General features: G+C 44.7%; 27 protein-coding genes, 8 tRNA genes and 1 pseudogene. 4 read left to right on the top strand and 32 right to left on the bottom strand.

The window, feature by feature from the left end; genetic code table 11:
* Window positions 1-84: 84 nt before the first annotated feature.
* From ACKI4H_RS17220 to ACKI4H_RS17150, 15 genes and pseudogenes are all read right to left on the bottom strand, one after another.
* Complete coding sequence (locus tag ACKI4H_RS17220; protein ID WP_407307913.1) at window positions 85-735, bottom strand: endonuclease domain-containing protein; 651 nt, start codon at window positions 733-735, stop codon at window positions 85-87.
* 29 nt (window positions 736-764) lie between these two features.
* Window positions 765-839 (bottom strand) — tRNA-Asn (locus ACKI4H_RS17215).
* Window positions 840-858: 19 nt separating this feature from the next.
* Window positions 859-1,071, bottom strand: a complete 213-nt coding sequence (locus ACKI4H_RS17210) for a hypothetical protein (RefSeq protein WP_407307911.1) — start codon at window positions 1,069-1,071, stop codon at window positions 859-861.
* A gap of 11 nt (window positions 1,072-1,082) precedes the next feature.
* On the bottom strand, window positions 1,083-1,724 hold the full coding sequence (locus ACKI4H_RS17205) for a GIY-YIG nuclease family protein (protein ID WP_407307908.1): 642 nt from the start codon (window positions 1,722-1,724) through the stop codon (window positions 1,083-1,085).
* A gap of 25 nt (window positions 1,725-1,749) precedes the next feature.
* Window positions 1,750-1,824, bottom strand: a tRNA-Glu gene (locus ACKI4H_RS17200).
* An 85-nt stretch (window positions 1,825-1,909) separates the two neighbouring features.
* Window positions 1,910-1,984 (bottom strand) — tRNA-Lys (locus ACKI4H_RS17195).
* 24 nt (window positions 1,985-2,008) lie between these two features.
* Window positions 2,009-2,254 (bottom strand): annotated as a pseudogene (locus ACKI4H_RS17190) (endonuclease domain-containing protein); the annotation flags it as partial.
* A 300-nt stretch (window positions 2,255-2,554) separates the two neighbouring features.
* Window positions 2,555-2,627 (bottom strand) — tRNA-Arg (locus tag ACKI4H_RS17185).
* 5 nt (window positions 2,628-2,632) lie between these two features.
* The gene (locus ACKI4H_RS17180; RefSeq protein WP_407307906.1) at window positions 2,633-2,959 is read right to left on the bottom strand and encodes a hypothetical protein; all 327 of its coding nucleotides are present in this window, start codon (window positions 2,957-2,959) and stop codon (window positions 2,633-2,635) included.
* A 115-nt stretch (window positions 2,960-3,074) separates the two neighbouring features.
* Window positions 3,075-3,746 (bottom strand): GIY-YIG nuclease family protein, encoded by a 672-nt coding sequence (locus tag ACKI4H_RS17175; protein WP_407307903.1) that lies wholly within the window; start codon window positions 3,744-3,746, stop codon window positions 3,075-3,077.
* Window positions 3,747-3,785: 39 nt separating this feature from the next.
* Window positions 3,786-3,869, bottom strand: a tRNA-Ile gene (locus ACKI4H_RS17170).
* Window positions 3,870-3,885: 16 nt separating this feature from the next.
* A tRNA-Asn gene (locus tag ACKI4H_RS17165) sits at window positions 3,886-3,971 on the bottom strand.
* Between the two features lie 20 nt (window positions 3,972-3,991).
* Window positions 3,992-4,066 (bottom strand) — tRNA-Glu (locus ACKI4H_RS17160).
* Between the two features lie 354 nt (window positions 4,067-4,420).
* Entirely contained in the window at window positions 4,421-4,837 is a 417-nt protein-coding gene (locus ACKI4H_RS17155; RefSeq protein ID WP_407307900.1) for a hypothetical protein, read from the bottom strand.
* Window positions 4,838-4,857: 20 nt separating this feature from the next.
* Window positions 4,858-4,931 (bottom strand) — tRNA-Trp (locus ACKI4H_RS17150).
* 345 nt (window positions 4,932-5,276) lie between these two features.
* Between ACKI4H_RS17150 and ACKI4H_RS17145 the strand changes: the two genes are divergently transcribed.
* Window positions 5,277-5,408, top strand: a complete 132-nt coding sequence (locus ACKI4H_RS17145) for a hypothetical protein (RefSeq protein ID WP_407307897.1) — start codon at window positions 5,277-5,279, stop codon at window positions 5,406-5,408.
* 55 nt (window positions 5,409-5,463) lie between these two features.
* Here the strand turns inward: ACKI4H_RS17145 and ACKI4H_RS17140 are convergent, their stop codons facing one another.
* Both ACKI4H_RS17140 and ACKI4H_RS17135 read right to left on the bottom strand, forming a co-directional pair.
* Window positions 5,464-5,595, bottom strand: a complete 132-nt coding sequence (locus ACKI4H_RS17140) for a hypothetical protein (RefSeq protein WP_407307894.1) — start codon at window positions 5,593-5,595, stop codon at window positions 5,464-5,466.
* A gap of 366 nt (window positions 5,596-5,961) precedes the next feature.
* Complete coding sequence (locus ACKI4H_RS17135) at window positions 5,962-6,657, bottom strand: outer membrane beta-barrel protein (RefSeq protein ID WP_407307892.1); 696 nt, start codon at window positions 6,655-6,657, stop codon at window positions 5,962-5,964.
* A 147-nt stretch (window positions 6,658-6,804) separates the two neighbouring features.
* Between ACKI4H_RS17135 and ACKI4H_RS17130 the strand changes: the two genes are divergently transcribed.
* Window positions 6,805-7,497 carry a hypothetical protein gene (locus tag ACKI4H_RS17130; RefSeq protein ID WP_407307889.1) on the top strand — a complete coding sequence of 231 codons (693 nt, stop codon included), beginning with the start codon at window positions 6,805-6,807 and terminating at the stop codon, window positions 7,495-7,497.
* Here ACKI4H_RS17130 and ACKI4H_RS17125 read toward each other — a convergent pair.
* The 8 genes from ACKI4H_RS17125 to ACKI4H_RS17090 all read right to left on the bottom strand — a co-directional run bounded on the left by ACKI4H_RS17125 (window position 7,494) and on the right by ACKI4H_RS17090 (window position 11,642).
* Window positions 7,494-7,967 carry a PAS domain S-box protein gene (locus ACKI4H_RS17125; RefSeq protein ID WP_407307887.1) on the bottom strand — a complete coding sequence of 158 codons (474 nt, stop codon included), beginning with the start codon at window positions 7,965-7,967 and terminating at the stop codon, window positions 7,494-7,496. The two genes, ACKI4H_RS17130 and ACKI4H_RS17125, sit on opposite strands and share 4 nt — an antisense overlap.
* A gap of 324 nt (window positions 7,968-8,291) precedes the next feature.
* Window positions 8,292-8,675, bottom strand: a complete 384-nt coding sequence (locus ACKI4H_RS17120; RefSeq protein ID WP_407307884.1) for a hypothetical protein — start codon at window positions 8,673-8,675, stop codon at window positions 8,292-8,294.
* Window positions 8,672-8,884, bottom strand: a complete 213-nt coding sequence (locus ACKI4H_RS17115) for a hypothetical protein (protein WP_407307882.1) — start codon at window positions 8,882-8,884, stop codon at window positions 8,672-8,674. Before ACKI4H_RS17115 ends, ACKI4H_RS17120 begins: the two co-directional genes overlap by 4 nt.
* Window positions 8,885-9,065: 181 nt before the next feature.
* Window positions 9,066-9,515: a hypothetical protein gene (locus tag ACKI4H_RS17110; protein WP_407307880.1), complete on the bottom strand. Its 450-nt coding sequence runs from the start codon at window positions 9,513-9,515 to the stop codon at window positions 9,066-9,068.
* A 177-nt stretch (window positions 9,516-9,692) separates the two neighbouring features.
* Entirely contained in the window at window positions 9,693-9,929 is a 237-nt protein-coding gene (locus tag ACKI4H_RS17105; RefSeq protein ID WP_407307878.1) for a hypothetical protein, read from the bottom strand.
* 2 nt (window positions 9,930-9,931) lie between these two features.
* On the bottom strand, window positions 9,932-10,411 hold the full coding sequence (locus ACKI4H_RS17100) for a GatB/YqeY domain-containing protein (protein WP_407307876.1): 480 nt from the start codon (window positions 10,409-10,411) through the stop codon (window positions 9,932-9,934).
* 68 nt (window positions 10,412-10,479) lie between these two features.
* Complete coding sequence (locus tag ACKI4H_RS17095; RefSeq protein ID WP_407307873.1) at window positions 10,480-10,785, bottom strand: hypothetical protein; 306 nt, start codon at window positions 10,783-10,785, stop codon at window positions 10,480-10,482.
* Between the two features lie 59 nt (window positions 10,786-10,844).
* Window positions 10,845-11,642, bottom strand: coding sequence for a zinc ribbon domain-containing protein (locus ACKI4H_RS17090; RefSeq protein WP_407307871.1), 798 nt, complete (start codon window positions 11,640-11,642; stop codon window positions 10,845-10,847).
* Window positions 11,643-11,801: 159 nt separating this feature from the next.
* Here ACKI4H_RS17090 and ACKI4H_RS17085 point away from each other — a divergent pair, with 159 nt between their 5' ends.
* Window positions 11,802-12,434, top strand: coding sequence for a hypothetical protein (locus tag ACKI4H_RS17085; RefSeq protein ID WP_407307869.1), 633 nt, complete (start codon window positions 11,802-11,804; stop codon window positions 12,432-12,434).
* A 2-nt stretch (window positions 12,435-12,436) separates the two neighbouring features.
* On the top strand, window positions 12,437-13,099 hold the full coding sequence (locus ACKI4H_RS17080) for a hypothetical protein (protein WP_407307867.1): 663 nt from the start codon (window positions 12,437-12,439) through the stop codon (window positions 13,097-13,099).
* A gap of 14 nt (window positions 13,100-13,113) precedes the next feature.
* Here ACKI4H_RS17080 and ACKI4H_RS17075 read toward each other — a convergent pair whose 3' ends face one another.
* The 7 genes from ACKI4H_RS17075 to ACKI4H_RS17045 all read right to left on the bottom strand — a co-directional run bounded on the left by ACKI4H_RS17075 (window position 13,114) and on the right by ACKI4H_RS17045 (window position 17,635).
* A complete protein-coding gene (locus ACKI4H_RS17075) occupies window positions 13,114-14,073 on the bottom strand; it encodes a hypothetical protein (RefSeq protein ID WP_407307864.1) in 960 nt (319 codons plus the stop codon).
* A 70-nt stretch (window positions 14,074-14,143) separates the two neighbouring features.
* On the bottom strand, window positions 14,144-14,428 hold the full coding sequence (locus tag ACKI4H_RS17070; protein WP_407307862.1) for a hypothetical protein: 285 nt from the start codon (window positions 14,426-14,428) through the stop codon (window positions 14,144-14,146).
* Window positions 14,425-14,787: a 2OG-Fe(II) oxygenase gene (locus ACKI4H_RS17065; protein WP_407307860.1), complete on the bottom strand. Its 363-nt coding sequence runs from the start codon at window positions 14,785-14,787 to the stop codon at window positions 14,425-14,427. Before ACKI4H_RS17065 ends, ACKI4H_RS17070 begins: the two co-directional genes overlap by 4 nt.
* A gap of 42 nt (window positions 14,788-14,829) precedes the next feature.
* Window positions 14,830-15,660, bottom strand: a complete 831-nt coding sequence (locus ACKI4H_RS17060) for a hypothetical protein (RefSeq protein WP_407307858.1) — start codon at window positions 15,658-15,660, stop codon at window positions 14,830-14,832.
* Complete coding sequence (locus ACKI4H_RS17055) at window positions 15,660-16,058, bottom strand: hypothetical protein (protein ID WP_407307855.1); 399 nt, start codon at window positions 16,056-16,058, stop codon at window positions 15,660-15,662. Before ACKI4H_RS17055 ends, ACKI4H_RS17060 begins: the two co-directional genes overlap by 1 nt.
* Before the next feature lie 135 nt (window positions 16,059-16,193).
* Window positions 16,194-16,985: a hypothetical protein gene (locus tag ACKI4H_RS17050; protein WP_407307853.1), complete on the bottom strand. Its 792-nt coding sequence runs from the start codon at window positions 16,983-16,985 to the stop codon at window positions 16,194-16,196.
* Window positions 16,982-17,635, bottom strand: a complete 654-nt coding sequence (locus ACKI4H_RS17045; protein ID WP_407307851.1) for a hypothetical protein — start codon at window positions 17,633-17,635, stop codon at window positions 16,982-16,984. The genes ACKI4H_RS17050 and ACKI4H_RS17045 overlap by 4 nt, the downstream gene beginning before the upstream one ends.
* Window positions 17,636-17,712: the final 77 nt, after the last annotated feature.

The raw sequence follows: 17,712 nt of genomic DNA, 5'->3' as shown, positions 1-17,712 counted from the left end.
AGTCTTTTCGTAGAAGATAACCATTCACAAACGGTCACTCACGCGACAAAAACTGTAAACGACTTTTCTGTGCTGTCCACTACACTATACCCGCATTTCTTTGTGGATAAAATCATGTGCAATTTTAATCCATTTCTTTGTGTCTGTGTACAAATCAGACCACTTAATTCTTAAGACGTCCCAACCTTCTTCACGCAATGCTAAATCTTTTCTTGCATCACGTGCTTTATATTCTTCAAATCGCTGATGTTGCGCACCATCAATTTCTATGCAAAGTTTCTTTTCGACCCAAGCAAAATCCAAACTATATCGTTTGAACGGAAATTCCCGTTGTGCATTCTTGTCTTCGAATTCATTCTCAATAACTTGTATGAAGAACTTTTCTGGCCAAGATGGTTCATTATTCCAACGAGAAGAGCCAATGTTATGGGCTCTTCCTTCTGCATGAGCTTGTTCCATTGAACGAGCAATTTTTATCTTCTGTTCAGCTTTCATTGGTGGACCTTTTCTGCCCTTTGTTTTTGCTGAACATTTTCTTCCAGACTCTGCCACTCTTGGGTCACTTTTATCCAAACCTTTATTCCAAATTGGTTTTGTATCCGTAGGATTTTTAAAGTTTGGATTGTGAGTCTTATGGAAGTGTGAAGCAAGTCCAAGAGATTTAAACCATTTCTCGCAAATAGGACATTTGCTTCTTCCATCGTTTCGTTCAATAGTGTAATCAGTTAGCTTCATACGACTATTTTAACACACATTGCCCTCTGCTGACCGAGCTGGATTCGAACCAGCCTACTTCTGATTAACAGTCAGACCCGCCTCACCTAGAACGGTATCGGTCAGCAGAGGGCAATGTTTTCATTACTGAACCTTTGCTTGCTCTAACATGTCCATGTGCCGAGTAATCCAGCGCATGAAGAACATGCCTTTGTCCTGAGCAAGGAACGTTGCACCTTTGGTGTCTTCGAGTGGGATTGCGAATTCGAAACCATCTTCGCATACGTACCAAAGCTCTCCGTCGGTGAGTCGGACAAACTTCACAACACCACTGACACGATCTTTTTTGATACTCATGATAAGCACCTCTAATTAATTTTTCGGCCTCGTTTAAATCCTTTTGCAAGGAACTCATCGAGGTGTTCTTTCTTAACCTTGACAGGTTTTACACCATCGGTAACCCAGCAAGTTCCAAACTGGCTATTTCCTTCTCCAGTCTGGTGCATAGAATTCTTTGCACCAACTTTTGCTTTTGTTTCAGCCTTATGCATCTTACCAAGGAAAGTATCATAACGCATCTTTCCTTTAGCATGGCTCTCCTTCATTGTCAAACTTGATGCTTTTGAACAATTAGACCTGTATTCAGGGTCCTTCCAACAATTCGAAATTCTCTCACCTTGCTTCTTACGCCTATTTGAATCACTCCAAATTTTGGCACACTGTTCGCTGGTGAATCCACCTTCACCACCATTTTTCAAATTTAAGCAAAGCGGATTGTTTCTAAGTTCTTCGCAAACAATCTCTGCTTCACGCGTTTTAAGCATTTCACGTGAGGGCAGACGTTCAAGAATTTCTTTGACAAAATGTTCCTTGCCATATTTTCTTACTTCTGCTTTAATTCGTCTGCCACTTCCAAGATATCCGTCATTGACGTTTTCAGTAGAGTGCATACCGATATAGAAGCGATTATTCAGAGTGTTGGTAATTTTGTAGATGATATGTTCCATCATCTATTTATAGCAACACTCAATCAGGTGGTATCGCGTACGGGAGTCGAACCCGTCTGAACTGGTTGAAAGCCAGGTGACCTCACCCGAAGTCGAACGCGATGATGTTTAGATGTCAACAAATAAGTGCAGTTTGACGGGGTAATCGTAAAAGGATAACCGTCAGTTCGCGTCCGGTTGACGTAACTTGGTGGGGGCAGTGAGAATCGAACTCACCTCTCTCCGGTTAAGAGCCGGGACTTCGCCAGCAAAGTTTCACCCCCAATAAATCTTTTTAATTCTTCAATTACTTTATCAGCGTTACTAGCATCTCCATAAAGTAATTTTGCTTCAATTCTATAAACTTTCCAACCTTGAGATGTAGAAAATTCATCTCGAATCCTGTCTGACTCGATAATCTCTGGCAACTTATGGGTTGAACCATCAATCTCAACATCAATCTTTAATTCAGGAAACGCGAAGTCGTAAGAGAAACGTTTGTGCTGAAAGTTGTAAATCCATCCTTCAACATTGTTTCTAACTAACGCATCCATAAAGAACTGCTCAGGATAACTCATTTTTGATGAGTGATAAAGCCTGTAAGGAACTTTATCTGGATTTGCATCCAAGAACCGTTTTTGACCCTTTCCAACTGCAAGCTTATGTTCTGCAGTTAGTGGATTTCGTTTTGCTTTAGACATATCAACTTTATTAGGATTTTGTGGACAATGCGAAACATGTCCGCCTAATCCTCTTCCGAGGAATTCTTTACCACAGAATCTGCAAAACTTGCTTGATGCAAGTCCTAAAGCAACATCACGTTTATGATATGTCATAAAGCATTATAACACATTTGGTACCACGAGAAGGAGTCGAACCTTCGTAACCGCGCTTCGTAGGCGCAGCACCTAATCCCTAGGCCGTGGTATTGTTCATGTAGCGATACGATCAGGTTTCATCGCATCGAGTCGTTCAATAGCGGCGTGCGGTGATTCGCCCAGCCCAAGCATATGAATCTTCTCGAAACCATTTTCCTTCGTAATCATCGACTCTTTGTCCTTGATCCCGCCGGTGTACTTACCATCACCCTTCTTGTGCATCAAATTTCCCGTTGCTGGGTCAATCGATCCCCATTCAGGGGTGTGCGCACCGATGATGACTTCCACGTAGTACTTTGCGCCAGTGCGGTGTGATGATACGATGAAGCGTCCGGTTTCGTCGGTGTCGGTGAGGAACCTGGTGTTGAAGTCGGCGTTCATGGTGTATCTCCATCTGGTTAGGTTGTATGGCAGGGGATGATGGAATCAAACCATCGCATACCGGGTCAGAGCCGGTCGCACTATCACTATGCTAATCCCCAACTGATTTTGTTATTTAAAACTTAATTTTTCTACCTTTTCTGAATCCTTTTGCGAGGTATTCGTCTAAGTATATTTTATTAATACTTTTTGATTCAATGTCGTTTGTTACCCAACACTTACCAAATTGTGAATTATTTTTGCCGTTTTGATGTATTGAGTTCTTTTCACCAATCGCTGTTTTGCTTTCAACAGTATGCTGTCGCCCAGCGAAACTCGGTATAACATAATTTTTACCAAGAGATTTTCTAATCTTAACAGTTTCTTGCGCGGCTGCTGTTCGGCTCTTAGCTACTTCTGAACCAGATGGATGAAGCATATGACCAAGCTTTGCAGCTTCAGAAGCCTTGTTTACAAACTTAATTTTATGTGCTTCATTGATAAACCCGCCTCCACCACCAGGAGCAATATTCATGCACATTTTATTGGTGAATCGCATTTCATCCGTTATTAGTAATTTCTCATAATCTTTCGCTTCCTTACGTGTTTCAAAGAAAGCAAGAATTATCTTTGTATGTTTTTCTTTACCATGGTAACGAAGAGAATTAGTCAGATAAGTACCGCTACCAAAATACCCATCGTCTAAATTATCTGTTGAATGTAAACCAATGTAGAATTTACCGTCAATACGATTAATCTGATAAACATAATGGTATTTTCGTTTATCTGCCCTTTGTTGTTTTTTCATATAATACCCTTAAAAAGGATATTTATGCAAAAACGAATATGGTCCTTGGGGCAGGAATTGAACCTGCGTTGTCTATTCGACCTGGATTATCGGTCCAGTGCCTAACCATTCGGCCACCCAAGGAATGTAATGTACTGACCTCCGCAAGCTGGACTCGAACCAGCAAAGGATTTCTCCATAACCGATTAACAGTCGGTGCCAATACCAAATTCTGGTCATTGCGGAGGTCAGTACACTATTGAAACTGGTATCGCATACGGGTTTCGATCCCGTCTACGCTGCTTGAAAGGCAGCTGACCTCACCAGAAGTCGAATGCGATGTAAAACTGGCACCCAGTGGTGGTTACGCTCCACCTCACCTTGTTTCAAAGACAAGTATCTGCTCTAATCGATTTACTGGGTATATCTTAAAATCTTTTCTTTGTGAAGCATTTATCATGCAGGTGCGGTAAATGTCTTTTTAACCAAGGTCGAACTTTTTGTGGGGTTATTCCAAGTATTGAACTTGCTTTCTGAGCCCAGCCGAACTTTGTAAAATCAATACTTGAATTAAGAATTTCATTCTTAACATTTTCCAATTCTAAATCACGAATAACTTTTTTATTCTGCAATTCGTGCAGATCTATATTAGTCTTGTTCTTTTTCCGTGAATTTCTTCCAGCATATGTCGAAGTTTAAGAATGGCAATTAGGACACAAAAATTCTAAATTAGAAAGTCGATGATCATTGTTAATACCATTTTTGTGTTCAAGCTGAAGCGTTATTTTCTCGCCTTGCCATAAACCATCACACTTACATTTTCGACATTCGTATTTTATTAAATTATGCTGTAAAATTAACTCCTTAGCATAACCACGAAGAGCCGAAGAATTTTCTACAAAAACTTCCTCAAGAGTTAACTTCATTTTTCTTTTCGGTGCTGCGCAGATGAAATGACTGACATCAATATTGAATGTTGCAATCCATTTCTTCACAGTAGTAATATTGCTACCTTTAGAAATAATACCAAAATTTAAACAGACTTCCGAATAATTGTGACTTAATGATGTCACAACCGCTAATTCTTCTCTCTTTAATTGCCAATTTATCATAATTTGCAGTAAAGTTGTTCTGGCTGGTCAACCTGGAATCGAACCAGGACCGTCAGTTTTGGAGACTGAAACGCTGCCACTACGCCATTGACCAATTGTATTTTCAAAACTTCATCTTCCTCCGAATCCTAGCTGAAGCTTTCCTCGGAATCTTAATGGAGTTTTGAAAATAGCCCTCAAACTTCAATGAGGACTATAAACATTTCCATCCCTTTGTCGCGCATAGGCAGTCTGAAGAGTATTCGACTGATTCGAAGCGGTAACCGGCTCTATTTCTATACCGCGACCCTTAGTTCATCTCACACCTAAGTTTCCTAACGCGGTTTCTTGCTAAGTTTTAGTAAAACAAAAGGGTCCGTACTTTCGTAGGGACCCTGGCTTTGTGATGGAAGAAGCTTCTTTAGCTTACTTTCCTCCCTTGGCCAGGGCTTTTATCAAAATGTTCATTACGCTCGAAGCGCATGGTGTCACGTTGGCAATTCTGCCACTGCTTTTCCATGTGAATCGTACGTTTAATGAAGTTCATGATAAATCCTTAAGTTTGTTCCTGCAACATCGTTTGCTGCAGTAGTGTAATTATATACAGAATTTTTTAACTTGTACAACATTTTTACAACCTGTTTTTGCTACTCAACCTGAATTTCATTTCCTGCATTCGACTTTGTTGCTTGGTCGATGAAGTCATTATAACATGCATTCGGGCTTTGTACAACATTTTTACAACCTGTATTAGAGGGGATACCAAAGTGTTCCCGCACGTACCATTTGCACCTTCCTTTTAAAGAGAAGGTTGATGGATGGTATCCCTTCTGATACAGACTGATGACGGTGAACTTTGTTCACCGTCATTCTTTAACGCTCCCAAGGAAAGTAGTCCATTCGGCGATAGCTTCGGCCACAATCCTTGCAATGGTATTTTGAATACCTACCATCGCGCTTTATGAACGCAGCTCGATCATGATCGCACTGAAGAGACTTCATTAAGATCAACAACTTTTCGAACTGCGTACAGATGTACTTCAACTTCTCCATGCTCTTCCCCTGTTGCTTGCGGTAGTTTTATTTTACAATAGAGCCACTCTACGTGTTTTAACTACCGTCAACAAGGGAAGAGCTTGTTGCGATTACTCGCGGACTTTTTTCTTCGTTACGACTGGTGCTTCAGCAACGGGTGCCGGAGCAGGTGCAGCTTCGACCACTGGTGCAGGTGCTGGCGCCGGTGCAACATAGGTCGCCGACGTTGTCTGAGACACGTAGGATGTTTTCGCAGGCGCGCCGAACTTGTACACCAGGCCAACCGAAGCCACGTTCACATGCGAACGGACGTCGCTGAAGTTGGTGCGGTGATATTCGTACTCACCGCGAACAGCCAGTTTCTCGCTCAGCTTGTACTGCAGCCCCAAACCTGCTTTCGGCTCGGTTACATTGCGATGGCCGCTGCCGAAGAAGTTTGATTCTTGCTCAATGCGAGTACGAGTCACACCCACACGGCCTAGAACATCTAGGCGCTGAGTCAATGGGACTGTGCCGACCAGATCGAGACCCAGCCCACGACCGCCAATGCTACCGTGAGCAGCGCCGTTGGAAGCTTCGAAGTCACCCAGATCGAAGTACGAAGCTTCGATACCAAAGTTGCGGTTCAACTGCTTGCCGACGAAGATCTTACCAGCAAGATCTTTGTCATCGATGGACACACCGTAATCAGGTACGCCATGCAGGCGGCTTTGGCCGACACTGGCACCCACGTATGTATCGCCAGCAAACGCTGCTTGGCTGGTGAAAAGAACTGCTGCTACGAGAGCGATTTTGCTGAGTTTCATGTGTGATAATTCCATTTTAGTTAATAATATGGGCAAAATGCAGTAGTGCATTCAGTAAGGTAATTATATACCTCCCAGGGAATTCGTTTCTGGTATTTCAGGTTGAACAACACTAAATATATGTGTTGAATTATTCAGAGGTTAACCATGAAAGACTATCTTCAGAAGAACATTACGATGTTGTCTGCTATTACAGGTGTCGCCTTCGTCGTCATCTTTGTTCTTCTCGTGCTGCTCTTTAGCGCAAGAGAGCTACAACAGAAGACGCTAGATCGTGTAGATCAGATGGTGACATCACAAGCTGATCTGCCAGGAAAAAAGAATCAGATCAGTGACCGATCAAAATATGAAATACAGACACTGTTTAAAGACAACCCCTATGTAGTCGGCGCATACACAGCAAAGATTCACTATGAAAAAACAGAAAACCCTATCATTTTCATTTATGCGAAGAATACAATTATCAATAAGCTGTACACAAACTATGATGAAATCCAACGGTCCGGAAAAGGTTTTTCTTCTAAAGAGCTAAACGGGCGTAGCGATCAGTCGCTACGAAACTCTGAAGAAGCAAAAACAGGGCTCATCAGGTGCGACGAGCTTAGCTCTACTAATATTGGAAAGCTTGCCCCGGGGATTGACAAGGTTGTGAAGGGCGTGTGCCGAGCTACTATCCCACCTTTTGATGAGAACGTTAACTTAGGCGTAGTGGTGATGTTGAACATTCCGCCAAATATCAACAGCAATGAGATACAGGAAATCCGTCGAATCCTGCTTCAGCTACAGATTGACATTTATAACCGAGACTTCCAAGGCCGAGAAACTTGGGCTCATCTTTAAAATGTTCGAGCTGCTAAAATAACCAGGGTAATTAACATAACAACTGACATTACTGCAGTTGACAAAAGAATCATCCCGAGATTCTTTTCAAGCTGACTGTATCGACGTAACGAGACCGTAAAATATTCTAATCCGTCAATATCATTCCATGCAGATACGTGTATCTCAATTGGAAATTCATCTTGATGTTTATCTAAACCGTACATGCGAAGGGCATGACCAACAACGTTATTTTCCCCTTCTGCATTGTACTTGACCAATTCCTGTGTGTGAAATTCATGGAAGCGCGATGGCATTAACATCGTGATTGGCTTTCCGCGAATTTCATCATCGCGGTACTTAAACATCTTTCGAATAGTGTCATTGAAATCTACAATAAGCCCAGCTTTATTGCAGACAATGATACCCGTGTCGATGGAAGAAGCGAACGCCCTGAACTGTGGGTTGTTTGAGAGCAGCGCGGTCTTCATGACATCACACCACAGGTTTGGTCGTCTACTTGACTTTCTAAGTGTTTCATGGTGAGAATCCTTTATTGACGATTCTCTATTTATCTAATTGTTATAAGTCGGGTACGATTGTCTCTCCCCATGGCCAGAGATTTCCCTTTCCAGCAACGAGGTCTTGAACGTCACTTGAGATTGCCATATTCATTTGATATGGGCGGAACCAGACGTAAATCCAGAACTCATTGTCCCATATACACATGATGAGGTAGGAAAGGTGTCCCACAAGCCAGTGAATCCATGAAAGTGGCCAGGCGAGCGGGTAAAGGATAAGTTGAAAAAATCTTTTCATTTGAGTATCTTTGCAAGTTCTTCTTTCTGTTTTTGAAGGGTAGTGGCATCCTCGCACCCTTTTTCAAGGGCCTCAAGATCATGGACGCGGATGACGACGGTGCGCTCAATAAGCTGCGGCATATTAAACTTCACGCACTCACTACCCTCAGCAGCTTCACGGATTTCCTGTGGAGATACCGGATCCGCTCCATGAGTAGCTTGGTGTATGAGGAAACAAAAACCACCAATGGCGCCGGCGACTAACAATAAAAAGATCAAGTTTTCTAAATTACGTTTAGCCCATCGCCGTATACGGCCTGGGGCTTGGGCGATTGGAGCAAGGGCCCAGCCAGCACGAAGGATGCGACGTGACCACATACGACGAGTTCCACCTTTCATTTTTCAAGCTCCTTCTTGCAGACTTCACAGGTCATCTGCTGGCCTTCGAAGAGGACGTGTTTGTGCTCGCACTTCGATTGAATGCTGAGCAGCTTCTCCTGAGCATCAGCCAGGAATTGAGTGTACTTCTTGATTTCCCATTGCAGCTCGCGCACGTCCTGTTGATCAATTGCTTCACGGCCAGACCAACCTTTTTTGATCTCGATCATCTCATTCTCCTGGAGTTTCGCCGCCGCTGAACTCAGCGTACAGCATATTTCGTTCTTGTTGGGTGAGGGCACGGCCGCTCTTCACCTCAACTGCGTTGATGCTTGTAACCGAAGCGCATGAACTCACGAGCGAACTTCGGCGTGTACCCGTCAAGGGACTCTGGCGGGCGAAGAAAGAGGCTCATACATCGAGCTCCTTGATTTCTTGTTCAATCGAGAACCTTCTTGCTTTGATGAGCTCGGCGATTGTGTTGTGAAAACAGAACTGCTCAGGGTTGTTTCCATTGTAGGCGTCGAGACGCTCATTGTTCTGTGCCTCGAAGTCATCGAGGTCAATCAGGACCTGACGGAGCTGATCCTGTTGATGGCGGTTGTACAGTAGTGCATCGATGAAATCGTATGTTGGCAGAATCTTCTCGATAATCCTATGCGCTGCCTCACGCATTTTCTTTTGAGGTGAATTATCATAGACATCCTGCAGTAGATTGAAGTCATCATCGATCGTGTCAATGAACGCGATCAACTCGGCCGTCGGCTTCGCGAGGATTTCTTCCTTCGTTGGTGCAACCCAGTTGTCGTAATCCTCAGTCTTGACAACTCGACCGTTGTTATTTACATTTTGAATGTCCATATTATCACCACTTTATGTTGATCTTTTGTGCTTGATCACAAGGAACATAATCAGGAGAAAGACGAGATAAAAGGGAAACAGGAAAATGTTTCCCAGAAGTTTTAACGTCTTCATTTGGCAAGCCCATTTGGTGTATAACCTAGCTCTTCGCAAAAGTACAATTATTAGAAAATATTGTTAAGCAAGCTCATCTCGTAAGCTGATCGTTATGCCTCGATGAAGTTCTGCTTGTTCATCGTCTTTGTTCAAGCAACTAAGGCGTAAGACACCACCATTATCAAGTGCATCTTGGATGTCTTCATCTGTGACGTCATGCTCACCAAGCAAGGCGTGCCAACCGCAGCTGGAGCAGGCGCCTTCGTTACACCACCTACCAATCAATACAGACTTTGCATCTTCGATCGTTGAATTCATGATTAGCCTGGCTCTGCAGTTTTTTCGAGTTCAGCCTTGACCACGCCTGCAGCGGCCTTGCCGTCGTATTCGCCCTCGTGGAGGGCCTTCAAGTCTGCGATCACAACGCCCATTTTTGGCTTCGCACCATCACCTGACAAGCGGCTTGCGATGATGCTTCGCACCGTGCGAAGCAGAGCTTCTTCACTCAGCTGCGGCTTGGCGGCCGGCATGAAGATAGCGTAAAGATCATGCTCGCGCATTGCGTTGTTGAAGCCGTCGGTGTTGTTGAAGTTCTTCGCGTAGCCGGCGGTTTCTTTGGCACTGCCCATGAACTTGTCCAGGGTTTTGATGCAGTCCTTGTCTGTGACCGCGCGCTGCCCGTCCTTCTTGGCGATGTCCTCGATCGCCCCGATCAGGGTGGTGAGGGTCGTCAGGGTTTCCTGATTGCGGGCTTTGCGTGCCTTCAGGTGAGCTTCTTTGATTTGGTCGATGATGGTCACTTGTTCTCCTTGGTTGTGTAGGACCATTGTAACACGGTGTGTAGGATGAGTACACACCAGACGGTAGGTTAAGGGTGGTAAGACATCGTCGGTCGACGCACTGGGCGGTTGGTCAGCTTCGTGTACTGATCAGCTACGTTGTTGAAGAGATTGATGTGCTCGCGAAGGGCGAGCATGGTACCAGGTCCGCTATCACCGAAGGCATTGATCTCGGACTGAGCTTGAGCGATGTTTTCGTACAGCCCTTCAGAAGCTTCACCGAAGAGAAATTCTTGGGCGTAGACGAGGAATTCGTCTTTGGTCATTGCCTCGTGGGCTTTGAAGACCCACGAGGACCATTGACGATTAAACTGGATGAGGGTATATGTTTTCATAGGTTCATTATATCATTAACCTATGAAAATGTGTTAAACTATTTGCACGTCACGATAGATCAGACAATGCAAAGTGATGCGCCACATTCTCCACAGAACTTCACTCCTGCTTTATTCGTCTCACCGCAGACCGTGCAGTTCGTCTTGGTCTTGACAGTGATCGGCTTCGTAACTTCCTTGCCATCCATCTCACCCAGAACATGAAGCACCATCACGTGTTTGACACCATCGGTTGGGAACCACGAAGCCGCGTGGAACTTCTGATCTGAGACTGATCCAGCGACTGTGATGCCAACTTCGGATTGGTGGGCCCTGGTTATTGAAACCGGCTCGCCAACGTTTGGATGGCCATGTGCGGTGGCGCCTTGCACACCAGAGCCAAGCGACACTGAATCGCCAAAGGATGTATTGTTTAGGAAATAGCCAGGATCATAGGGCGTGTAGCTGCCATCAAAACCTTTTGCCACCCAGCTGGTTGGTTTAATCACACCAGCGAACTGTCCAGGACGTTCAAATTCGAACTCCAAGCGGATCAAACCGTCATCAATTTTGTTTCCGCGGTGTTCAGACACAGCTGCAGTTCGTTCGATGAACTTGAACTTGTTGCCTTCAGCAAGGTTTCCGTTCTTGATGAAGCGCTCCAGGTCCATGCTGGAGTTCGGTTGAATAACGAGAGAAGTTCCGTCGGTCACGTCCGTGCCATCAATCCAGACACGGACGAGGGCTTTCACGGTATTAAGGTTCTTGATGAGCAACGTGTACTCTGACCCGAATGGAATGAAAACTTTGTCTTTAATCTCGCGGAGAACGCGATTGTTGGCTTTAACGGCGAGCGCCATTTTAGAATCATACATCATGGTTTTTCCTTATTTAAACGGCCTACAGAGTAAAGGCCCAAAATTAGACTCTGTTAAGGTGTCTTTCGACACGATCCATGTAACTGCTAATGAATATATTATATAACATGTAGAGCTCCGCCGTTAACCAATAAATATTGATTAGACATAGGAGACATCATGGTATTCTCAAGGGAAGAAAGACGTTGGCAAATCGGCGCGCTCATTCAGTGCTTTATTGCGCTTGCCATCAGCTTCTTTGTGATGGGTATTCACAAAGAACGAACTGATATAAGAAAGAAACCAGCAGCTTCTTTCTCTGAAAAATACCTTGCAATCTCTTCCAAATCAAAACAGGAATTGGTTGAGCTAATGAATAGAGAAGATATTATTATTGGTGTCTCTACAATTTCTATCTCTCTAATTTCAAATACACGGCAAATCACATTTTTTAAAAGTGAAAACAGTGGATTGAAAAATGCCTGGGAAAAATACATGGCTTCTAGAACAAAGATTCCAAGCGTATTTACCAATGACTATTATCAAAACACACGAATCACGGAGATTATTAATGGAAATTTTGAATGTCGTTTAACCAAAGATACTGCAATAGGAAAGTTATATCCTGCAGAAAAATTTGCGCCATATGTGTGCTCAATTTCTGTGCCACCTGCTTTTGATGAGTCAGGTGATTTTCTCGGGTATATTAACTTTTTCTTAAAAGGACCAATAACAGATTCTGAAAAAGCACGAATCGCAAAAGAAGCAGTAATTGTTTCCCAAAACATTTATCACCGTGACATACAAGGCTAAGCATGAAACAGCGCACATTTTCTGATCATACAAATATTTGGAAAATTGTTATGATCGCGGCCTTGTTCGTGTCAATTGGCATGCTCTTGGTTTTCGCATTTCAGCAAAAAACACCAATTATTGAGCCGGTTCCTGGGCATAAAATTTTTATGCGTGAGATGAAAGACCTCAATCCTAGTTTAGAATCACAAAATGAACTTAAGCAATTTGTGAACGATCATGACACCATCATTGGGGTAAATATCACGGCAGCTAGTTTTCAACATAACACGAGAACGAATGTCTTTTTCTTTTCAAAAATTGATGAAATCAATAAGACATCAGCAAATGGGCCAAGTGTTATCCCGCTGTTTAATGCCAATGCTCATCAAAATGAACGTGTCGTGCGATTGATCAATGGCGAATTCATTTGCTACTTGACTAGAGACACAGCATTTGGGCAATTGCACCCTGTGCTTTTAACCCATAGTCCAATAATGTGTTCTATCTCAATTCCACCTGGATTTGGAGATTTCGTTGGCTGGATTAATATTCATCTTTCAGAAGTTCCTACCCCGATTCAACTCCAGACAATGCGCAAGTTTACAGAGGAATTATCATCAAGCATCTATACGCGGGATGTATTAAAGAAATCGGGAGATGGCCATGAAGGTGGCTCGAACTAATCCACCTTCACGACTTACTTACGGTACTTCGAAGCTTCGCGGTGTGACATCTGCTTCGGCTCTTCTTTTGGGATCATTCCGTCCACGCCCGCTGCCTTGAGCTGCTTGTGCGAGGCAGCTTGACGTTTGAAGAAGTACTTGCCATTGGTAAACCAGCTACCGTCGTAGAAACCAGGAACCTTCGGCGCCTCGATCTTGTCACTCATTGGTGCGTCAACCATCACCAGCTTGCCGTGCTTTTCTTTTTCCGCGCGCGGTAGGGCATTCCAGGCGCACTTCAGCATATATGACCCCATGAGCGGTTGAGTGAGAGCCCACTCAGGAGTGAGATGGTATTCTGCAACCTGAGCAGGCTTCGCCTTCGCGCTGTAGACCCACCAGATGCCGTTCATGCGGATCAGGTGGGTGTCCTCGTTGAGGCGGTGATAGATGGAACGGAGCTTCTCTCCTGCCTTCTTCGCCTCTTCAGCTTCGCGCTGACGACGATGCAGGTGGCTTTCCTGCTTCGGCGCCTTGAAGATTCCATCGATCGGGTCGACGTAATAGGTCGGGTAGTTCGGATTGCCGGCGGTGATCGGGCGATACTTCTCAATGCTGTTACGGTAGGTGTTCAGCGTGCACGGCTTACCATCGACGATATAGACCTTCAGTTCAACGTACTGGAACAGGTGCTCGAGGATGTGATTGTTAATGACCTTGCGCTTATCGAAGGTCGAGGTGATCTCAGAGTAGACTTTGTCCCAAGGACGACCAACGCTTTCGCGGAGGAAATTCTTGAGCGGGTTCAGGTTCTCGTTGAAGGACTTGCGGCCGCCGTTACGGGCGTGACGACGGCGGGTGTGGATCGATTCTTTGCCGCCGCTCATGTCCTCATCGAGGACCTTATTGGCCTTGGCATTACGAATGTCTCCGAACTTGCGCTTGTGGCCAAGGCGTTCACGCTCGGTCAGCTGCTTGTTGAAGTCATACCTCATAGGACATTGTGCTCCTTCATCACAGTATGGGTTACATTATATCATGTAACCCTTTGAGTGTACACACCATTTATTTTGCAATAGTCATTGTCGCAACTGTTGCTAGAAACGTGATGGTGTTCCCATCTCCTACTCTGTAGGAGATATCAGACGTATAGTCCCAGCCATTGTCGTGGGCGAAAAAATTAGCCCGGCCAAAATAGTTGCTCAAAGAGACTGCAACTTGGTCAGGAGTCTGTCCAAGTTTGATATAAATTTCTACACGGTCTCTGTAAGCTTTAACCTCAGCATCAGAGGGAGCAGCAGCGACAAGACCTGATGCAGAAAGTAGTATTGCAAAAATAAATTTCTTCATTTGTTAATTTTCTTCAACCATCCAATAGAGAGAATATACAACGAGTTGTTAGTCCTGTAGGACACAGGCGTCATGCTGTGTCGATACAGATCCGGGCGAAAGATCATGATACGCTCACCGATTTTCCTGATTGGCCCATGAACAACAATTTCTCCAGTGCCAATGCATGGCTTATTCAACATTGCGTTCAGCCGATGATGTTCGTAGCCTTCGACGACTGGATCCACATGTTCAGGAATCCCAACACCATTAGGTATCTTAAGAAGGTAGCAGTCGAACTTGAAGAGCTTAGACTGCAGCAACAGAAGTTTGCTGTAGCCACTACCTTGACGTCCACGGTCCCATTGAAGCCATTTCATAATCACCTCCTATATGCATATTATAACACACACGCTATGGTATTAAGGAGATGCCTTAGGACCCTTGGATGGCTTTGGTGGGTCATTATCAGCATAAGGGTAATCGTTTTCACTTTCACCAGGTTTTCGTGTTCTAGTATCTGCAGGAATGTCGGCAGCATCAGAAGGGGCATTTCGATTTGGCCGCGATGATAAACGAAGCTGCCTGGCTTTTTCGTCAGCCTCACGACTGGCTTTGTCAATTACCTCAGCGTGGTCATTTAATCGAGCCATCATGTACCCAAAAAGTATGTTACACGCCTGTGCTGCATCACCATTTCTATCTGGTGCCGTTGCCTTGATACGCATTGCAAGAAGTTCTTTGAAATCGCCATCATTAAGCTTTGCATTATCCTTGATACGAATCAGCCGTTGGAAAAAACGAGCTTCAGTCCTAACAAACTTAATGAGGGCCCCAGCAGGAGGGCGAGGATTTGCACCCATTTGGGCTTTTGCTTGTTGATCGTACTTCTTTATTTTATCTCTAGTGACTAAATTTGCTTTAATCAAAGAGTTGTTAAAACCAATACGAAGTTCATCGACACGCTTTGACAGAGCACGATACGCTGCCTCTGCAGCATCACGAGATTTTTTTGTTGGATAGCGGGTCAACATGTCTGCAGACCCGCCTGATCCATTAATATTTGGAAACTTAGTAAAAAAATCAGTAAGCCAGTGATTCATGTCATCTGCAAGATCACGCTCATCCATGTCCTGAACCTTCTGCTGAACCTTCTCAAGACCAGCTTTAGTTCGGCTATACCCACCTTTGATTGAATCAATGATGCCAGCTTCATTCAGCTCAAGCATCTCCTGAAGAAGTGGCAGGTTCATTATTTACCCTTCGATGGTACTGTATCATCAAGGTCAGCGTCATCATTAAACACGTCATCGCTCATTTCATCGCTGTCATCTTCATCAGAGCTATGACCATTCGCATGGTCAAACTCACGGTCAATTTGATTTAAAGCATCCTCGAGCGCTACAACTGCCTTGATTGCATCACGGGCGGGGGTTTCGCAAGATGTGTCCATGTTGAAATCCGTTAACTTCATGTAGTCGATCCACTTTTGATTTTTCATGACCTTCTTCATCTTTGTAACCTGCGCAAAGAGGTCATAGAACTCATCAGTGAACTCGCCTGAGTCTGAGTAGCCCCTTGCTTCGGTGAAAAATCCACCACCTGAAGCTTCATTAATTTGAGTAAATTCTTGGAGATGTTTGAGTTTCATAGCTTGTCCTTAATAAGTGTAAAGTGTAATTCTATTTATTGACCTGGGCAACAAAAAGGGTTCCACGAGGGAACCCTTTTCCGGCCGCTATTTGCTAACTAATGCTGTATTCCGTGCGTGTGTATCACTACGAGGTCAATCATAGTATGGATCTTTTGGTTTCAGCTGATCGTAGCGAGCAAGTAATTTATGATACGCAGTTTCCCCATCAATAGGGTCCTTGAAAGCCCGAAAAATATCGATAGATGGCGTTTCATTTGGTAAATTCCATGTCAGGCCACGCGAATGCATCAGGTGGTAGGCTTCTATCTTGAGGGCGAAAAGGTCAGCCCACTTCACCACTACTTCGCCAAAGGCACGATCGGCTGGCCACTTATCAGCGTACCCAAGCTTCAAGGCCTTAAAGATAACGGCATCCATTTTCTTCTCTGCTGCGCTATATGCCTCGTAGATACCAGGCAATCGCTTCACGGGTGTAGGGATGTCGGTTAGGTATGCTTCATGAAAATCATGCAATAACCCGTGGAAGGTGATCATGATGCGCTTGTTCTCGTCCACGTCCTGACCGCGAACTCGGCTGACGCAGTCAGCCCAGAAGTCGAACTCAGAGTCTTCGGCATTTTCCTTAACCAGCTCATGTGGGTTAAGGATGAGCAAAGAGTTAGCCTTCTCGTCGCAAAAGCGATAGAACATCCCGTTCAGCTCTGTGCCCGGTGTGAGCATCTGCTCAATATAGTGTGACACCTCAACTGAGTGTTGAGCTACCGTATAAGGTAACCTTGATAGAGTATGACCGACGTACCGATTCAGCCGAGACAAGGCCCATGCGATGTCCTTCACGTCAATGTCTTCGACACGCGGATTGGCAAGGTCAATCATTTTACCAGAGACTGTCTCTGTAGAGGTGGCTGCGATAAATTCGTTCATGTGTACTCCGGTAATGGGGTGTAATGGGCCTTGGGGTGGTGGCGGTTGTACTGTTCACGTGACGACATGCTAGCGCAGTAGAAGTCTATGATTGGGTAAGATTTAACCTGCTTTGGTGTAAAGCCGTCTTCGTCCATCTCGATCTCAATGACCTTGGCGCCATTGTATTGGCTGTCAAGGCGATGCAGACGACCAGTGATATGTGCCCGAAGGTGTCCAGCGGTGTTCCACTGATGGCCGAACTTGTGCTTGCGCCCCTGCCTTGCGAGCCGCACGTACATTGGCTTGGTCTTAGCCGCCAACTGAAGGTCTGGTTGTGCCAGCTCAATCATGTAGACAGCGCGTGGGTTGTTTGGAATCCTCAGGGAGTTTGTGAAGTTTCGCGTGATGAACTCGTCGTAGGTCATCATCGTAGCGGAACTTGCCTTCAAACCAAGTTGCAGGTTCCTGATCTGAATGACCGTCACGCTGTCCTTGTGTGACTGCCTGTTGAACTTCCAGTTGCCGTAACCCGGGTTGCTCGCGTGCAGCAGGTTCTTTACACGTGAAGCATTGTTGAAGAATTTTGGGATGGTGCCGATGCGGCCACCAGGGCCCATGTAACAGACAGTATCGTTGATCTTGATCTCGACGATATACGCAGTAGTCATAATTTCTCTTACCAAAGTTCAATAGGGCAGCTCGCATGGAGCATCTTTGTTTTTAAATCCATAAAGCAATTGCAAAC

The organism is Acinetobacter sp., assembly GCF_045628685.1.
GTDB lineage: Bacteria > Pseudomonadota > Gammaproteobacteria > Pseudomonadales > Moraxellaceae > Acinetobacter.
The sequence above is the reverse complement of the archived record's forward strand: the minus strand, read 5'-3'. Positions and strand labels throughout refer to the sequence as shown.

What these genes read in the sequence shown, in the direction of transcription:
- ACKI4H_RS17050 (WP_407307853.1), bottom strand. Translation starts at nt 16,985, where the DNA reads ATGAACGAATTTATCGCAGCCACCTCTACAGAGACAGTCTCTGGTAAA.
- ACKI4H_RS17080 (WP_407307867.1), top strand. Translation starts at nt 12,437, where the DNA reads ATGAAACAGCGCACATTTTCTGATCATACAAATATTTGGAAAATTGTT.
- ACKI4H_RS17130 (WP_407307889.1), top strand. Translation starts at nt 6,805, where the DNA reads ATGAAAGACTATCTTCAGAAGAACATTACGATGTTGTCTGCTATTACA.
- ACKI4H_RS17115 (WP_407307882.1), bottom strand. Translation starts at nt 8,884, where the DNA reads ATGATCGAGATCAAAAAAGGTTGGTCTGGCCGTGAAGCAATTGATCAA.
- ACKI4H_RS17135 (WP_407307892.1), bottom strand. Translation starts at nt 6,657, where the DNA reads ATGAAACTCAGCAAAATCGCTCTCGTAGCAGCAGTTCTTTTCACCAGC.
- ACKI4H_RS17090 (WP_407307871.1), bottom strand. Translation starts at nt 11,642, where the DNA reads ATGATGTATGATTCTAAAATGGCGCTCGCCGTTAAAGCCAACAATCGC.
- ACKI4H_RS17045 (WP_407307851.1), bottom strand. Translation starts at nt 17,635, where the DNA reads ATGACTACTGCGTATATCGTCGAGATCAAGATCAACGATACTGTCTGT.
- ACKI4H_RS17205 (WP_407307908.1), bottom strand. Translation starts at nt 1,724, where the DNA reads ATGATGGAACATATCATCTACAAAATTACCAACACTCTGAATAATCGC.
- ACKI4H_RS17105 (WP_407307878.1), bottom strand. Translation starts at nt 9,929, where the DNA reads ATGAATTCAACGATCGAAGATGCAAAGTCTGTATTGATTGGTAGGTGG.
- ACKI4H_RS17180 (WP_407307906.1), bottom strand. Translation starts at nt 2,959, where the DNA reads ATGAACGCCGACTTCAACACCAGGTTCCTCACCGACACCGACGAAACC.
- ACKI4H_RS17125 (WP_407307887.1), bottom strand. Translation starts at nt 7,967, where the DNA reads ATGAAGACCGCGCTGCTCTCAAACAACCCACAGTTCAGGGCGTTCGCT.
- ACKI4H_RS17085 (WP_407307869.1), top strand. Translation starts at nt 11,802, where the DNA reads ATGGTATTCTCAAGGGAAGAAAGACGTTGGCAAATCGGCGCGCTCATT.
- ACKI4H_RS17145 (WP_407307897.1), top strand. Translation starts at nt 5,277, where the DNA reads ATGTTCATTACGCTCGAAGCGCATGGTGTCACGTTGGCAATTCTGCCA.
- ACKI4H_RS17155 (WP_407307900.1), bottom strand. Translation starts at nt 4,837, where the DNA reads ATGATAAATTGGCAATTAAAGAGAGAAGAATTAGCGGTTGTGACATCA.
- ACKI4H_RS17175 (WP_407307903.1), bottom strand. Translation starts at nt 3,746, where the DNA reads ATGAAAAAACAACAAAGGGCAGATAAACGAAAATACCATTATGTTTAT.
- ACKI4H_RS17210 (WP_407307911.1), bottom strand. Translation starts at nt 1,071, where the DNA reads ATGAGTATCAAAAAAGATCGTGTCAGTGGTGTTGTGAAGTTTGTCCGA.
- ACKI4H_RS17065 (WP_407307860.1), bottom strand. Translation starts at nt 14,787, where the DNA reads ATGAAATGGCTTCAATGGGACCGTGGACGTCAAGGTAGTGGCTACAGC.
- ACKI4H_RS17120 (WP_407307884.1), bottom strand. Translation starts at nt 8,675, where the DNA reads ATGAAAGGTGGAACTCGTCGTATGTGGTCACGTCGCATCCTTCGTGCT.
- ACKI4H_RS17220 (WP_407307913.1), bottom strand. Translation starts at nt 735, where the DNA reads ATGAAGCTAACTGATTACACTATTGAACGAAACGATGGAAGAAGCAAA.
- ACKI4H_RS17095 (WP_407307873.1), bottom strand. Translation starts at nt 10,785, where the DNA reads ATGAAAACATATACCCTCATCCAGTTTAATCGTCAATGGTCCTCGTGG.
- ACKI4H_RS17110 (WP_407307880.1), bottom strand. Translation starts at nt 9,515, where the DNA reads ATGGACATTCAAAATGTAAATAACAACGGTCGAGTTGTCAAGACTGAG.
- ACKI4H_RS17070 (WP_407307862.1), bottom strand. Translation starts at nt 14,428, where the DNA reads ATGAAGAAATTTATTTTTGCAATACTACTTTCTGCATCAGGTCTTGTC.
- ACKI4H_RS17060 (WP_407307858.1), bottom strand. Translation starts at nt 15,660, where the DNA reads ATGAACCTGCCACTTCTTCAGGAGATGCTTGAGCTGAATGAAGCTGGC.
- ACKI4H_RS17075 (WP_407307864.1), bottom strand. Translation starts at nt 14,073, where the DNA reads ATGAGGTATGACTTCAACAAGCAGCTGACCGAGCGTGAACGCCTTGGC.
- ACKI4H_RS17055 (WP_407307855.1), bottom strand. Translation starts at nt 16,058, where the DNA reads ATGAAACTCAAACATCTCCAAGAATTTACTCAAATTAATGAAGCTTCA.